The organism is Megasphaera hutchinsoni, assembly GCF_001553405.1.
Taxonomy (GTDB): Bacteria; Bacillota; Negativicutes; order Veillonellales; family Megasphaeraceae; genus Megasphaera; species Megasphaera hutchinsoni.
Map to the genome: position 1 here is coordinate 38,473 of NZ_KQ960928.1, position 14,396 is coordinate 52,868.

At 39.4% G+C, this 14,396-nt stretch carries 14 protein-coding genes; all 14 read left to right on the forward strand.

Going from position 1 to position 14,396, the window contains the following annotated elements; all coding sequences use genetic code 11:
* Positions 1-77: 77 nt before the first annotated feature.
* The 14 genes from ftsZ (at position 78) to pheS (ending at position 14,384) form a co-directional block, all read left to right on the forward strand.
* Positions 78-1,103 (forward strand): cell division protein FtsZ, encoded by a 1,026-nt coding sequence (gene ftsZ / locus HMPREF3182_RS01205; protein WP_007392250.1) that lies wholly within the window; start codon positions 78-80, stop codon positions 1,101-1,103.
* 56 nt (positions 1,104-1,159) lie between these two features.
* Entirely contained in the window at positions 1,160-1,627 is a 468-nt protein-coding gene (nrdR, locus tag HMPREF3182_RS01210; RefSeq protein ID WP_007392206.1) for a transcriptional regulator NrdR, read from the forward strand.
* 15 nt (positions 1,628-1,642) lie between these two features.
* The gene (locus HMPREF3182_RS01215) at positions 1,643-3,142 is read left to right on the forward strand and encodes a PfkB family carbohydrate kinase (protein ID WP_062485039.1); all 1,500 of its coding nucleotides are present in this window, start codon (positions 1,643-1,645) and stop codon (positions 3,140-3,142) included.
* Positions 3,143-3,231: 89 nt separating this feature from the next.
* A complete protein-coding gene (locus tag HMPREF3182_RS01220; protein WP_007392217.1) occupies positions 3,232-3,753 on the forward strand; it encodes a D-glycero-alpha-D-manno-heptose-1,7-bisphosphate 7-phosphatase in 522 nt (173 codons plus the stop codon).
* A complete protein-coding gene (locus HMPREF3182_RS01225) occupies positions 3,740-4,774 on the forward strand; it encodes a glycosyltransferase family 9 protein (protein ID WP_007392282.1) in 1,035 nt (344 codons plus the stop codon). The genes HMPREF3182_RS01220 and HMPREF3182_RS01225 overlap by 14 nt, the downstream gene beginning before the upstream one ends.
* A 66-nt stretch (positions 4,775-4,840) precedes the next feature.
* On the forward strand, positions 4,841-5,422 hold the full coding sequence (locus HMPREF3182_RS01230) for an outer membrane beta-barrel protein (RefSeq protein WP_062485041.1): 582 nt from the start codon (positions 4,841-4,843) through the stop codon (positions 5,420-5,422).
* A gap of 113 nt (positions 5,423-5,535) precedes the next feature.
* On the forward strand, positions 5,536-6,687 hold the full coding sequence (locus tag HMPREF3182_RS01235) for a cysteine desulfurase family protein (RefSeq protein WP_062485083.1): 1,152 nt from the start codon (positions 5,536-5,538) through the stop codon (positions 6,685-6,687).
* Positions 6,684-7,772 carry a tRNA 2-thiouridine(34) synthase MnmA gene (gene mnmA / locus HMPREF3182_RS01240; RefSeq protein ID WP_062485043.1) on the forward strand — a complete coding sequence of 363 codons (1,089 nt, stop codon included), beginning with the start codon at positions 6,684-6,686 and terminating at the stop codon, positions 7,770-7,772. The genes HMPREF3182_RS01235 and mnmA overlap by 4 nt, the downstream gene beginning before the upstream one ends.
* 14 nt (positions 7,773-7,786) lie before the next feature.
* On the forward strand, positions 7,787-9,589 hold the full coding sequence (gene lepA, locus HMPREF3182_RS01245) for a translation elongation factor 4 (protein WP_062485047.1): 1,803 nt from the start codon (positions 7,787-7,789) through the stop codon (positions 9,587-9,589).
* Positions 9,586-10,713 (forward strand): radical SAM family heme chaperone HemW, encoded by a 1,128-nt coding sequence (gene hemW, locus HMPREF3182_RS01250; protein WP_082718171.1) that lies wholly within the window; start codon positions 9,586-9,588, stop codon positions 10,711-10,713. The genes lepA and hemW overlap by 4 nt, the downstream gene beginning before the upstream one ends.
* A 367-nt stretch (positions 10,714-11,080) precedes the next feature.
* Positions 11,081-11,497 (forward strand): PaaI family thioesterase, encoded by a 417-nt coding sequence (locus HMPREF3182_RS01255; protein ID WP_206445527.1) that lies wholly within the window; start codon positions 11,081-11,083, stop codon positions 11,495-11,497.
* 4 nt (positions 11,498-11,501) lie between these two features.
* Positions 11,502-11,948, forward strand: a complete 447-nt coding sequence (locus tag HMPREF3182_RS01260; RefSeq protein ID WP_062485087.1) for a PaaI family thioesterase — start codon at positions 11,502-11,504, stop codon at positions 11,946-11,948.
* A gap of 15 nt (positions 11,949-11,963) precedes the next feature.
* On the forward strand, positions 11,964-13,106 hold the full coding sequence (locus HMPREF3182_RS01265) for an acyl-CoA dehydrogenase family protein (RefSeq protein ID WP_288822786.1): 1,143 nt from the start codon (positions 11,964-11,966) through the stop codon (positions 13,104-13,106).
* Between the two features lie 255 nt (positions 13,107-13,361).
* A complete protein-coding gene (gene pheS, locus HMPREF3182_RS01270; protein ID WP_062485051.1) occupies positions 13,362-14,384 on the forward strand; it encodes a phenylalanine--tRNA ligase subunit alpha in 1,023 nt (340 codons plus the stop codon).
* The last annotated feature ends 12 nt before the right edge of the window (positions 14,385-14,396 follow it).

Sequence of the window (14,396 nt, forward strand, 5' to 3'; positions counted from 1 at the left end):
TTTTTCAAGATAGTGTACAATAAAAAAGAATATAATCTGCGCAGAATGGGTGCGGTCTTGAAGGAGGAAATTTGAACATGGCAGAATTTGCAAATATAAAAGTAATTGGTGTCGGTGGAGGCGGTAATAATGCCGTTAATAGAATGATTGAAAGTGGGTTGCAAGGGGTTCAATTTATTTCCGTAAATACGGAAGATCAAGTGCTGGAAGTATCTCGTGCGGATGTAAAAATTCAAATTGGTGAAAAATTAACCCGCGGACTAGGAGCTGGAGCCAATCCGCAAGTAGGTGAACAGGCAGCATTAGAAAGTAAAGAAGAAATTATGAAGGCGTTGCAAGGTGCTGATATGGTTTTTGTTACTGCTGGTATGGGCGGTGGTACTGGTACGGGTGCAGCTCCTATTGTGGCAGAATGTGCTAAAGAAATGGGTGCTTTAACTGTAGCTGTCGTAACAAAGCCGTTTGCTTTTGAGGGAAAAAGAAGAAAAGAACAGGCTGAAAAAGGGGCTGCTTATTTAAAAGAAAAAGTAGATACAATTATTACGATTCCTAATGATAAGTTGCTGCAGATTATTGATAAAAAAACGCCGTTGAAAGAAGCGTTTTTAGTAGCTGATGATGTATTGCGTCAAGGGGTACAGGGAATTTCTGATTTAATTACGACTACGGGGCTGATTAACTTAGATTTTGCTGATGTAAAAACGATTATGTCTGATCAAGGTGAAGCAATTATGGGTATCGGCATTGCATCGGGAGAAAATAGAGCCATTGATGCTGTTGATAGTGCTATTCATAGTGCTTTATTAGAAACAAGTATTGATGGTGCTCAGAGTATTTTAATTAATGTAACGGGGGGACAAGATATTAGCTTATATGAAGTTAATGAAGCGGCTGAAAAAGTTGCTGAAGCGGTGGATCCGGATGCTAATATTATTTTTGGTTCAGTTATTGATCCCGATATGGAAGACTCCATTCGTATTACTGTTGTTGCAACAGGATTTGGAAAAGAGCCTACTTCGATTCCTAGTTTTGGACAAAATAGCACAAGTAATATTGATTCCAAAAATTCAGCGGGTGTGGAAATTCCAGCTTGGATGAGATAAATAAAAAGCGGATCCCGATAGGATCTGCTTTTTTTGTGATATAGGAGGGACAATTCATGAGATGTCCATTTTGCAAAAGTGCAGAGACAAAAGTTACTGATTCTCGTGCTACTGATGAAGGTAGTGCAATTCGTCGGCGCCGTGAATGCCAAGTGTGTCGCCGGCGGTTTACTACCTATGAAATGGTGGAAGAAGTGCCATTAGTTGTAATAAAACGAACGGGTGATCGAGAGTTATTTGATCGGAATAAAATTATTAATGGACTATTACGTGCATGTAATAAAAGACGCGTTACGAGACAACAAATAGAAGATATTGTAAATAGGGTGGAACGGACTATTCGAAATTTGTTGTTACAGGAAATTAGTAGCGAGAAAATAGGCGAAATCGTGTTGAATGAATTGAAGACAGTAGATGAAGTAGCTTATATTCGTTTTGCTTCTGTATATAGACAGTTTGCGGATTTGGATAGTTTTATGGCAGAATTGAAGCATTTAATGGGGAGTAAGGAAGATAACTCATAAATAGTGGAGCGTAAAATGGGGCAATATATTGATGAATTTTTAAAATATACTTTATCGCAGTTGCGTATTGCCGTGATAGGGGATGTTATGCTCGATAAGTATGTATTTGGTAAAGTGCAACGCATTTCCCCTGAAGCACCAGTACCCGTGAATAAGGTTGAATACACGAAAGCTGTTTTGGGTGGGGCTGCAAATGTAGCAGCTAATTTGGCTTTTTTACATTGTCAGGTTGCTTTGGCGGGAACGATAGGCGATGATGAAAATGCATGTATTTTTAGTGAAATAGTTAAGCATGCTAATATCGAAAGTTCAGGGGTGCTTGTACGTAAACACTGTATGATGACAACCAAAATGCGTGTTTTGGGGGCACAACAACAGATGCTGAGGTTGGATTTCGAAGCTTATACGGATAGTACAGCTGAAGAAGAAAAATATTTTATATCTTGGTTGCAAGCACATATACAGGCAGGATTAGATGGACTTATTATTTCTGATTATCAAAAGGGTGTATTGACACCGAACCTGACTCAAACATTAATTCATATGGCAAAAAAAGCGGGTATACTAGTATTGGTTGATCCTAAAGGTGTGGATTGGCTAAAATATGTGGGTGCTGATTTTATTACTCCCAATATTAAAGAAGTGGCGCAATGTTTGGGGAATGACATAGAAAATACCAATGAAGATGTTGTGCAAGCGGGGATGAATATACATGAGCAATATCGGGTGAAGCATGTCCTGGTTACGCGTTCGGAAAAGGGGTTAACCTTGATTCGTGACGACGGAAAGGTGTGGAATAATGCAGCGACCGCACAAGAAGTATTTGATGTGTCTGGTGCTGGTGATACGGTAGCAGCGGTGTTTATGGCCGCTATGGTGGGACATTTATCAATTCAAGCGGGTTTGCTTTTATCCAATGTTGCTGCAGGGATAGCTGTATCTAAAGTGGGAACATATCCTATTCATCAAGAAGATTTATTGCAATGGTGGCAACAGCATTTTGCACGTAAGAATCAAAATAATCACATGTCATCTTGGCAAGAAGTAGCGGAAAAAATAAAGAACTGGCAACGTGCAGGTGAAACGGTAGTTTTTACTAATGGTTGTTTTGATTTAGTTCATCGCGGACATATTGTATATTTACAAGAAGCTGCATTGTTGGGAGACCATTTAGTAATCGGTGTGAATTCAGATGCGTCGGTGCGGCGGCTAAAGGGAAAAACAAGACCCTTTATAAAGGAAGAAGATCGGCTTTTATTATTACGTTCGTTACGGTGTGTCGATGAAGCGGTACTGTTTACGGAAGATACGCCAGAAAAGGTATTGTCGGTATTAAAACCAGATATATTGGTAAAAGGTGGAGATTATCAACGCGATGAAGTGGTAGGCAAAGAATTTGTTAAATCGGTTGAAATTATGCCGTTTTCTCCAGGATATTCAACAACGGCATTGGTTCAAAAAATTTACGCTGTACAAAAAAAAGAAAGACAAGAAAAACAAGAAAAACAAGAATAGGGATAGATAAAAAGAAACAATATGTTATATGGATTGTTTCTTTTTTATCATAGTGTCTATGGAGATAAAAATTAAAAAAGGAGTAAAATATGCGAAAGGCTGCGTTTTTTGATCGGGACGGTGTATTAAATATTGATTCAGGATACGTCGGGACAACGGAGCAATTTTGCTGGCTTCCAGGAGCTAAAGAAACATTGCAAAGGCTAACTTTATTAGGGTATACTAATATTGTAGTAACGAATCAGAGTGGCGTTGCTCGAGGATATTATACTGAAGAGGCTGTACGGCAATTGCATCGTTGGATGTGTAGCGAGGTAGCACGAGCAGGAGGAAACATTGCAGCAGTATATTATTGTCCTTATTTAGAGGGAGCCTTGATACCTGCTTATAATAAGAAAAGTGATTGGCGTAAACCTGAACCAGGCATGGTATTACAAGCATGTAAAGATTATGATATTGATAAAACAAGATCTTTTCTTATTGGTGATAGTGTACGTGATATACAGTGTGGTCAACGGGCTGGTGTGGAGTCTTATCTATTTATGGGGGACAATTTATATGAATTTGTAAATAGAATTTTGGCAGAAAGGAAGAAACGTGGAATCATATAAGAATATATTGATTATTCGCATGAGTTCGTTAGGAGATATTATTCATACTTTACCGACTTTATATGCAATACGAAATAATTGGCCACAAGCACGCATTGTTTGGGCTGTGCATAAACAATTTCGCGATATTTTACCAGGAAAACCTTATATTGATGAAGTTGTATATATTGATGAACGGCAGTTTATAAATCCTTTATATTGGTGGAACCTGCATAAACAATTACGGGCTTATGATTTTGATCTTTCCTTAGATTTGCAAGGATGGGCTAAAAGTGGTGGCGTTGCTTTGTGTAGTGGCGCAAAACGAAGAGTAGGGTTTTGGGAATTACAAGAAGGGAGTGCTGCGATTAGTACCCCGTTGATTGGAAAATATCAACATGGAAATTTGATTGAACGTTATTTGGATACAGTGCGTGTGTTGGGGGGGAAGGTGAATACGGTGGCATTCCCTTTGCCTGATTTTGCAAAAGAAAAGAAAACTATGACATACCGTTTACAAAAAGATGGTTTACATAAACCATATGTTGTTATTGTGCCAGGAAGTCGCTGGGAGTTAAAAGAGTGGCCTGTTTTATATTGGCGGCAGTTTATACAGCGACTTATTTCGCAGCAAGTATCGGTGGTTTTATTAGGCAGTAAAGGCGATAAGAAAAAAGGAGATGTCTTACTAGAAGGTCTTCAGCATCCTTTTATTAAAAACTATATGGGGAAAACAACGATAAAAGAAATGATGGCGGTTATCCAGCAAGGGGCTTTATTTATTAGTGCTGATACAGGTCCATTGCATATTGCTAATGCACTAAAACGACCGTTAATTGCGTTATTTGGTACGACTTGTGCAGAACGAAGTGCACCCTATTATGGAACTGATAATGCACATATTCATACTATTATATCACCGACATCTAGAGCTACCGTTTGGCATCCTAAAATAAAAGATGCACAGTGTATGGCACAAATTACAGTAGATCAGGTATGGCATATGTATAAGCAATGTTGTATGGAAAATGGAATAGCATAATACTTTATATTTTCGTTAGGATAGAGTATACTAAATGTAGTATTATATGCGTGGGAGGGTATTGATATGAAAAGGATATTGTTAGCGGGTACAGTAGTAATAGGACTCATGGGTAGTACAATGGGGTTATATTCTGTAAATGCAGCTGCACCGGGTACGTTAAAAGTAAATGTAAATTATGGATTACAGCAAAAAGAGGGATCCCGTCCAGCAAATAATCATTTTGCAGGTGGCGATGTTATCTATACGGTGACACCTAAATGGAATGTACAGTATAGTCATCATTATGCCCGTGGAAATACGGGAAATCATATTCAAGAACAATATGTAACTGGCGGATATCATTTGACGGATAATCTTACTGCCTATGCTGGTGGGGCGTATATCCAAACGGAAGTTGAGGGGACTTATCGGAGTGCTTCGGGATACCAATTTGGGGTACGGGGAGAAATGGACTTACCTTATCGATTCAAAGGATATGCTAATATTGGCTTAGGAAATCGAACCCAATCGTATGTAGTTGGTGTGGGATATCCCGTATTACCTGGTATTGATGCACATGTTCAATATCGTAATAGCAAGGTGGATGCGGCAGGATATAAGGATACGGTCAAAGGAGTACAAGTAGGGGTAGGATATAGCTTTTAATACATAGGAAGAATAAGAGGATCCGCTTCCAAGGAAACGGGTCCTTTATTTGTATCACTTGATATAAATTGGCTTGGTTAGGTTATGGAAGAGAGGAATTTAAAAAATATATAATGGAACGAATTTATTTGGATTATGCGGCGGCAACGCCTTTAGATAAACAGGTATTAGAGGATATGCTTCCTTATTTAACCGCACAATATGGAAATCCATCGAGTCTGCATTATTTTGGACAGCAAGCACGTGCAGCTGTTCAACGGTCAAGAGAAATTGTTGCAAAGGCTTTAGCTGTAAAAAATCAGGATATTGTTTTCACGGCAGGGGGAACAGAAGCTGATAATTTAGCTATTTTAGGATATTTGCGTGCTAATTTTCCTAAAGGTGGTCATATTATAACCACGGCTATTGAACATCATGCAGTGTTACGTACCTTTGAGTGGTTAGCTACACAAGGTTATGAAGTTACGTTTTTGCCAGTTCAGGCGGATGGACGCGTAGACATACAGACAGTTAGAGCGGCTTGTCAGAAAAATACAGTACTTATTTCGGTTATGGCCGTAAATAACGAAACTGGCATGATTCAGCCGATAAAACAAATTGGCATGTTAGCACATGAATTGGGCATTGCTTTTCACGTAGATGCCGTACAAGCATTTGGATATATCAATATACAGCCAAAGCGTATGCATATTGATTTGTTGACGATTTGTGGACACAAAATATACGGACCTAAAGGTATAGGTGTGTTGTATATTCGACCAGGCATACAGGTACATGCTAATTCCTTTGGCGGACCACAAGAACATCGGTTGCATGCGGGAACAGAAAATGTACCAGCAATTGTTGGTCTTGGCTCGGCTGTTAAGTTGGTAGAAGCCCATCGTCAAGAATGGTCTGAACACGTATTTCGGTTAAAAAAACGTATTTTCCAAGAATTTATTGTATCTACCAAGAATGTACGTTATAATGGAACTTTAGAGAATAGTGCACCCCATATTATGAATTTTAGTATGGCTGAATGTGATAGTGCCGTTTTATTGATTCGTCTGGATCGAGCAGGGATTGCTGTATCGGCTGGGTCTGCGTGTGAAGCGGGAGCAGCTCAAGCTTCACATGTATTACAAGCGATGGGGATATCTTCAAAGTGGTTAAAGGGAAGTTTGCGTATTTCGCTAGGAAAAGAAACAACGGAGACGGAAGTGGATCGCTTTATTGCGGTTATGAAAGATATCGCCGCGGTTTTTGATAAAGGAGCAAGGATATGAAACAATGTGTAGCAGTAGCAATGAGTGGTGGGGTGGATAGCTCTGTTACGGCTGGCTTATTAAAGAAACAAGGTTTTGATGTGATTGGGATTACTTTACGGTTATGGGAAGAAGAGAATACTTGTGTTGTAACCGATAATATTCATGCGTGCTGTTCTCTCGCATCTGTAGATGATGCGAAAGAAGTGGCTGATGTATTAGGAATTCCTCATTATACTTTAGATTTTCGACAGGTTTTTTCGCAAGATGTTATTTCTTATTTTGTAGAAGCGTATACGCAGGGGAAAACGCCGAATCCATGTATTGCTTGTAATAAGTGGATTAAATTTGGTTTGTTGTGGGAACAAGCAAAGCAATTTGGTGCGGATTTTTTAGCTACGGGGCATTATGCACGCATTGTTTACGATAAGGATAGACAAGTATATTCGTTGCTACGAGGAGCGGATCGCAAAAAAGATCAATCGTATGTTTTATATCAGTTGACTCAAGAAGTATTGCCTCATTTGTTGTTTCCTATGGCGGACTTTGCGAAGGCAGATACGCGGGCGTTGGCAGCAGAATGGAAATTACCTGTATTCAATAAACCGGAGAGTCAAGATATTTGTTTTATTCCAGATAATGATTATAAATCTTTTTTACGTAAACGTGTTCCTGCCTGTTTTCAGCCAGGTGATTTTGTGGACACGACGGGAAAAGTTATAGGTAGACATCAAGGCATTCCTTGTTATACGATAGGACAAAGACGAGGCTTACAGTTAGGGGGACCAGGAGGCCCTTATTATGTTATTGCCTTAAATGTAGCTCATAATCAGGTTATTGTTGGTTCTGAAAAAGAATTGTTTACGACACATGTTCCTATTCATGAGGTTTCGTGGGTAGAAGAAATTCCAACGAAACCCTTTGTTGCATTAGGGAAAATTCGATATGCTGCAAAGGAAGCGTTGTGTCAAGTATATCCGTCAACAGAAGGAATGACATACGTTGAATTTCAGCAACCGCAACGGGCAGTTACATCTGGTCAGGCCTTAGTATTGTATGATGTCCAAACGGGAGAGCGTGTATTGGGTGGCGGTATTATTAAATAAAAGGAGTAATAACGGTGACGACGAAATATATTCGTAATTTTTCTATTATTGCACATATTGATCATGGTAAATCAACATTGGCAGATCGCTTATTAGAACGAACAGGAACGGTATCACAACGCGAAATGGAAGCACAGCTATTAGATACGATGGATTTAGAGCGTGAACGAGGTATAACAATTAAAGCACAGTCAGCACGGCTGATATATGATGCGAAAGATGGACAACAGTATTGCTTGAATTTAATTGATACGCCTGGGCATGTTGATTTTAACTATGAAGTATCGCGTAGTTTGGCTGCGTGTGAAGGTGCTTTATTGATTGTCGATGCGACACAAGGGGTAGAGGCACAAACACTAGCCAATGTATATTTAGCATTAGAACATGATTTAGAAATTATTCCTGTCATAAATAAAATTGACCTACCTAGTGCTGATCCAGAACGGGTACGACATGAAATAGAAGATGTTATTGGCTTGGATGCTTCTGAGGCTATTCTTGTGAGTGCTAAAACCGGAGAAGGTATCGATGAGGTGCTAGAGGCGATTGTAACGCATATTCCAGCACCACCTGAAGCGAGTGATAAACCATTGAGAGCATTAATTTTTGACTCCCATTTTGATTCTTACAAGGGAGCTATTGCCAATGTGCGTGTTATGGAAGGGAGTATCCGACCAGGTCAAAAAATTCGTATGATGGCAACGAATAAAACTTTTGAAGTCATTGAAACGGGCGTATTTTTACCACAAATGCATGCAGTTTCTTCACTGGAATGTGGGAGTGTAGGATATTTTGCTGCGAGCATGAAAAATGTTCGTGACTGCCGTGTAGGGGATACGGTTACGTTAGTTGATAAACCGGCGGCTGAACCGCTTCCAGGATATCGTAAAGCTGTGCCGATGGTGTATTGTGGCTTATATCCTATTGAAACGAATGAATACGATGCGCTACGGGATGCTTTGGAAAAGTTACATCTCAATGATGCGGCTTTGTTATTTGAACCAGAAACATCTACGGCTTTAGGGTTTGGTTTTAGATGTGGTTTTTTGGGTTTGTTGCATATGGATGTTATTCGTGAGCGGTTAGAACGAGAATATGGATTGACGCTAATCACTACGGCACCATCGGTTATTTATCATGTATATTGTACTGATGGGACGATGGTTCCTGTCGATAATCCCTCGCTTATGCCGGATATGACAAAGGTAGATCATGTGGAAGAGCCGTTGGTAAAAACAACCATTATTATTCCTAAAGAAATGGTCGGAACAGTAATGGAAATTTCACAACATCGTCGTGGTCAGTATATTACCATGGATTATTTAGATGATACTCGTGTTTCCTTAGTATATGATTTGCCTTTATGTGAAATTTTATATGATTATTTTGACACATTAAAATCAGCTACGAGAGGGTATGCTTCGTTAGATTATGCGTTACATGGGTATCAAGAATCACCGATGGTGAAGATGGACGTTCTTTTAAATGGCGAAGTAGTGGATGCATTAAGTGTTATTGTTCATCGTGATTTTGCGGCTCGGCGTGGGCGTGCATTAGTTGAAAAATTGCGAAGTCTTATACCGCGGCAACTGTTTCAAATTCCTGTACAAGCAGCTATTGGTAATAAGATTATCGCCCGTGAAAATGTGGCTGCACTGCGAAAGGATGTCTTGGCTAAATGTTATGGCGGAGATATAACACGTAAACGTAAGCTTTTAGAAAAGCAAAAGGAAGGCAAAAAACGGATGAAACAGTTTGGGACGGTAGAAATTCCGCAAGAAGCCTTTATGGCGGTATTAAAGGTTGATGAATCGTGATTGGGGTGTATGTTCACATTCCATTTTGTATTAGCAAGTGTGCCTATTGCGATTTTCCCTCGTATAGTGGCTGTGAATCACTGTACGAGGAATATATTCAGGCCGTATGTCGAGAAATCGAAACATATCAGGGGGAACGGCACGCTGATACAATTTATTTTGGCGGGGGAACACCATCTCTTTTGCCAGTGGCTCTATTAGAAAAAGTACTGGTTTGTTTACGGCACCAATTTATTGTGTCCGAAGATGCGGAAATTACAGTAGAAGCTAATCCCGATAGTCTTACGCTTGATATGTGTCGTCAGTTAGCGACAATCGGTGTCAATCGCCTTTCGGTGGGGGTACAATCTTTTCAAGATGATGTATTACGATATTTAGGTCGCCCTCATACAGGGAAGATGGCATATCAACTGTTTGAAGGGATTCCTAAAACGGGGATTACGAATATTTCTTTAGATTTGATGTATGGGTTACCTGAACAAACCGTGGAAATGTTTCAACAAGACATCGAGATGATTCCCACTATTCCCGTGACTCATGCGTCTATTTACAGCCTTATTGTAGAAGAACATACCTTATTATACCGGCAAGTGCAACAAGGTAGTATATTGTTGCCAATGGAAGAGACGGTAGAGCAAATGAAAACTATCTTATTTTCTAAAATGGCTGAATGGGGATTTTATCATTATGAAATCTCGTCTTATGCTAAAGAAAACTATGAATCTATTCACAATAGTAAGTATTGGAAATATCTTCCTTATATTGGCTTTGGTGCAGCGGCACATTCTTTTGATGGAAGGCGGCGCTGGGAAAATGTACGCAGTATAGCACAATATATTCGTTATAGTAATCAAGATAAATGTATTTTTCATCAATTTGAGGTTTCTCCTCAACAGGGGATGGAAGATTTTTGTTATTTAGCTTTGCGTATGCAGCGGGGGATATCTTATCAAGCGTTTTATAAGCAGTTTCAGACGAATATAGAAGATGAATTTGGGAAGGAAATAGAGCGTTTATGTACGCAAGGATTATTGGAGAAAACACAAGATGGAGTTTGTCTTAGCGATTTGGGGTTGGCCTATGGAAATTATGTGTTTAGTCAATTTATCCGTGTATCCTCATAAGTTTATAAGGTATAGCGTATTATCTTGACAATATATTTATGTATTACGTATACTAAAGAAGATACGTGTTTGTGGTTGAAAGTCGATGCCAGTCGCAGGCAAAGCGATCCACGTAAGGAATTTTAGAAAATTCCGATCATAGTGCGGCCTAGAAGTAAGTCCTGCCGTATAAAACGAGAGAGTGAGTAGTGGGGGATGAACATCTAAGAGCGAAAGTTCCAGCAGGCGAGTGTGGGGGTAAAGACCAGGTCAAGCGTATTGGAAAAAGCTGTGTTTCGACATAGCTTTTTTTTTTGCTTTAAATTTGACGTTTTATACTACGTATAGTAAAATAAAAAAGTGTTTATTTACTTGCAGGGGGATATTTATGAAAATAGATATCAAGTTATTAAATGCAGAAATACAACAAAATCCATTTGATTCTTTTATGCATTTTCAAGTGATAGAAGCAGAAGATGATAAGTTGGTTCTGACATTTCACAATAAAGGGGTAACTTGGAATAATCCTAATCAAACTATGTATGGTGGCGTTTTGTATGCAATGGCTGATTCGGCGATGGCATTAGCTTGTAAGGCTTGCGGTAAAGTTGTAGTGACGTTAGATTTGGCAATGAATTATTTGTCGCCAGCATTACAAGATACAATTATTTATGCACATGTCCATTTAATTCATCAAGGTAGAACGACTGTCGTAGGTCTTTGTGATTTTTATGATAATAACAAACGGTATTTAGCACATGGACGTGGTACTTTTTTTGTTATGTCTACGACGGCAAATGGGTGAAGGTATGAATATAGAAGAAAAGAGAGAGCAAGAAAAAAAGATTTGGGAATATATTACACATGAAATAATCAATAAGGCCCCTTATTATAAGCAGTTACCATTTGTTTTTAAACGGTTATCGCGAGGGTTAGCTATTTTAGAATTTCGTATTGTACCCAAATTTGTTAATACGCAGGGAATTGCATCAGGTGGCATTTTGGCATCTTTTTGTGATAGCGTGATGGGGATCGCTTGTCGAACATTAGGGCATCATGTGACAACGCTTGAAATTAATATGAATTATATTCGTCCTATTTCTGTGGAAAGTCGAATATTAGGGGTTGGTAAGGTACTCCGTGAAGGAACACGGACGGTTGTTGTAGAATGTGAGTTTTTTAATGAACGAACAGAGTTAGTGGTAAAGGGACGTGCGTCCTTTTATATATTACAAAAAGACAAAAAAGGGAATTAAAGGAAGGTTGGTAAAATGATAAATTTTTCGTATACGGAAGAACAACAAGATATAATTCGTACGGTGCGTGCACTGGTGGAAAAGGAAATAGCTCCCTATGCGGCAGAAATGGATGAAACGGAAAAACTTCATGACGGCCTTTTAGAAAAATTAGCAGCACAAGGGTTGCTAGGTGTAGTTATTCCTGAAGAGTATGGCGGAATTGGATTAGATACGGTTACTATTGCTGCACTGTATGAAGAATTAGGTAAGGGATGTGCTGGTGTTGCTACGACTGTAGCAGCTAATGCTTTGGCATCGTATCCGGTTATTATTGCAGGGACAGCGGAACAAAAGAAACAATATTTTGATGTGATTAATGGTGAACGGTTAGCGGCTTTTGCCTTGACGGAACCGGGAACAGGATCAGATGCAGGTTCTGTATCTACGCGGGCAATAAAGACAGATGATGGCAGTGGCTATGTTTTAAATGGAACGAAGTGTTTTATTACCAATGGTGCTTTGGCAGAAATGTTTGTCGTGTTTGCTAATACGCGTAAAACTGGTGGCATACGTGGCTTGACAGCGTTTATTGTACGTAAGGGTACACCTGGATTTATGATTGGTAAAGCGGAAAATAAAATGGGGATTCGCGCTTCTAATACGACCGAATTAATTTTTCAAGATTGCTTTATTCCCGTAGAACAGCGTTTGGGAAGAGAAGGACAGGGATTTAGAATTGCTATGAACACATTAGATGCAGCACGTCCTTTAGTCGGTGCTGTATCCGTCGGTATTGCTGATGCAGCATTTAAAGCGTGTAGTGAATATGCTAAGGTGCGGGTACAATTTGGTAAACCTATTGCATCTTTTGAAATGGTACAGCAGATGATAGCGGATATGGCGATTGAAGTAGAGGCGGCACGTATGATGGTGCAAAAAGCATGCTGGATGCGTGATCAAGGTGTTGATTTTAGTCGACAGGCAGCTATGGCAAAATGCTATGCATCAGATGTAGCTATGCGTGTTACTACTAATGCTGTACAAGTTATGGGTGGATATGGATATATGAAAGATTATCCTGTTGAAAAATACATGCGTGATGCTAAAATTATGCAAATTTACGAAGGTACTAACCAAATTCAGCGAATGGTTATTGCTAATAAGACATTATATTGATATAATAACTACAATATGGTTAATATAGTGATGATAAAGAGGGTATAAGATATTTTCGCGATACAGGAAAAGCGTTCATTGATTGAGAAACGTTACGTTGAAATCTTATACGTTCACTTTTGAGCTTTTTGTTGAATGGAGTAGGCAAAACGGGAGCTCCCGTTATTGAGCACCTGAGAATTTGTTAGGGTGGTACCGCAGAATAGATTTCTGCCCCTTGAGGGGTAGAAATCTTTTTTTTTAGGAGGTAGGAATATGCAGACAAATATGGAAAACCTCAAGGCAGAGGTAAAAAAACAACTAGCCGCATGTAAAAAAATACAGGATGTACAAGACATACGGGTTAAGTATTTAGGTAAAAAAGGGGAAATTACGGGATTGATGAAAAACATGAAAAATTTGTCCCCTGAAGAACGCCCTGCCTTTGGACAGTTGGTTAATGCGACACGTACTGAAGTGGAACAATGGATTGAAGCACGTCGTGAAGAAGTAAAGGCACAAGAATTAGCCCAACGCTTGCAATCAGAAACGATAGATATTACCTTACCTGGAAGAATTTCCGCAATAGGACATGAACATCCTTTGCATATTACGCGGAAAAAGATGGAACAGGCTTTTTTGCGAATGGGATTTTCCTTAGTAGAAGGCCCGGAAATAGAAACAGATTATTATAATTTTCAATGTTTGAATTTTCCTGATGATCATCCTGCAAGAGATATGCAAGATTCGATGTATATTACTGATTCTATTTTGTTGCGTACGCATACATCGCCTATGCAAGCCCGCGTATTACAGCAGCACGCAGCGAATGAAGCGGTGAAAGTTATTGTACCTGGAAAGGTATACCGCTGGGATTATGATGCTACCCATTCACCGGTCTTTCAACAAATGGAAGGACTTATTGTAGATAAGCACATCCGTTTTTCTGATTTAAAAGGTATGTTAGAAGATTTTTTACGTGAAATCTTTGGCGCATCAACGAAAGTTCGTTTTCGTGCGAGTTATTTTCCCTTTACGGAACCTAGTGCAGAAGTGGATATTTCTTGTGTCATGTGTGGTGGTTCGGGCTGCCGCGTATGCTCGCATACAGGGTGGTTAGAAATTTTAGGTTGTGGTATGGTTCATCCTAATGTTTTACGACTGAATGGGTATGATCCGACCGTTGTCAATGGATTTGCCTTTGGTATGGGTGTAGAACGCATTGCGATGCTTACATATGGTATTGATGATTTACGGCTGTTTTATGAAAATGACATGCGTTTTTTGGCACAGTTTTAAGGTAGGGAGGAA

Excerpts from the sequence above, each read along its gene's own strand:
- mnmA (WP_062485043.1), top strand. The coding sequence starts at position 6,684 with ATGAAACAATGTGTAGCAGTAGCAATGAGTGGTGGGGTGGATAGCTCT.
- nrdR (WP_007392206.1), top strand. The coding sequence starts at position 1,160 with ATGAGATGTCCATTTTGCAAAAGTGCAGAGACAAAAGTTACTGATTCT.
- HMPREF3182_RS01260 (WP_062485087.1), top strand. The coding sequence starts at position 11,502 with ATGAATATAGAAGAAAAGAGAGAGCAAGAAAAAAAGATTTGGGAATAT.
- ftsZ (WP_007392250.1), top strand. The coding sequence starts at position 78 with ATGGCAGAATTTGCAAATATAAAAGTAATTGGTGTCGGTGGAGGCGGT.
- HMPREF3182_RS01220 (WP_007392217.1), top strand. The coding sequence starts at position 3,232 with ATGCGAAAGGCTGCGTTTTTTGATCGGGACGGTGTATTAAATATTGAT.
- HMPREF3182_RS01265 (WP_288822786.1), top strand. The coding sequence starts at position 11,964 with ATGATAAATTTTTCGTATACGGAAGAACAACAAGATATAATTCGTACG.
- HMPREF3182_RS01215 (WP_062485039.1), top strand. The coding sequence starts at position 1,643 with ATGGGGCAATATATTGATGAATTTTTAAAATATACTTTATCGCAGTTG.
- HMPREF3182_RS01230 (WP_062485041.1), top strand. The coding sequence starts at position 4,841 with ATGAAAAGGATATTGTTAGCGGGTACAGTAGTAATAGGACTCATGGGT.
- HMPREF3182_RS01235 (WP_062485083.1), top strand. The coding sequence starts at position 5,536 with ATGGAACGAATTTATTTGGATTATGCGGCGGCAACGCCTTTAGATAAA.
- HMPREF3182_RS01255 (WP_206445527.1), top strand. The coding sequence starts at position 11,081 with ATGAAAATAGATATCAAGTTATTAAATGCAGAAATACAACAAAATCCA.
- pheS (WP_062485051.1), top strand. The coding sequence starts at position 13,362 with ATGCAGACAAATATGGAAAACCTCAAGGCAGAGGTAAAAAAACAACTA.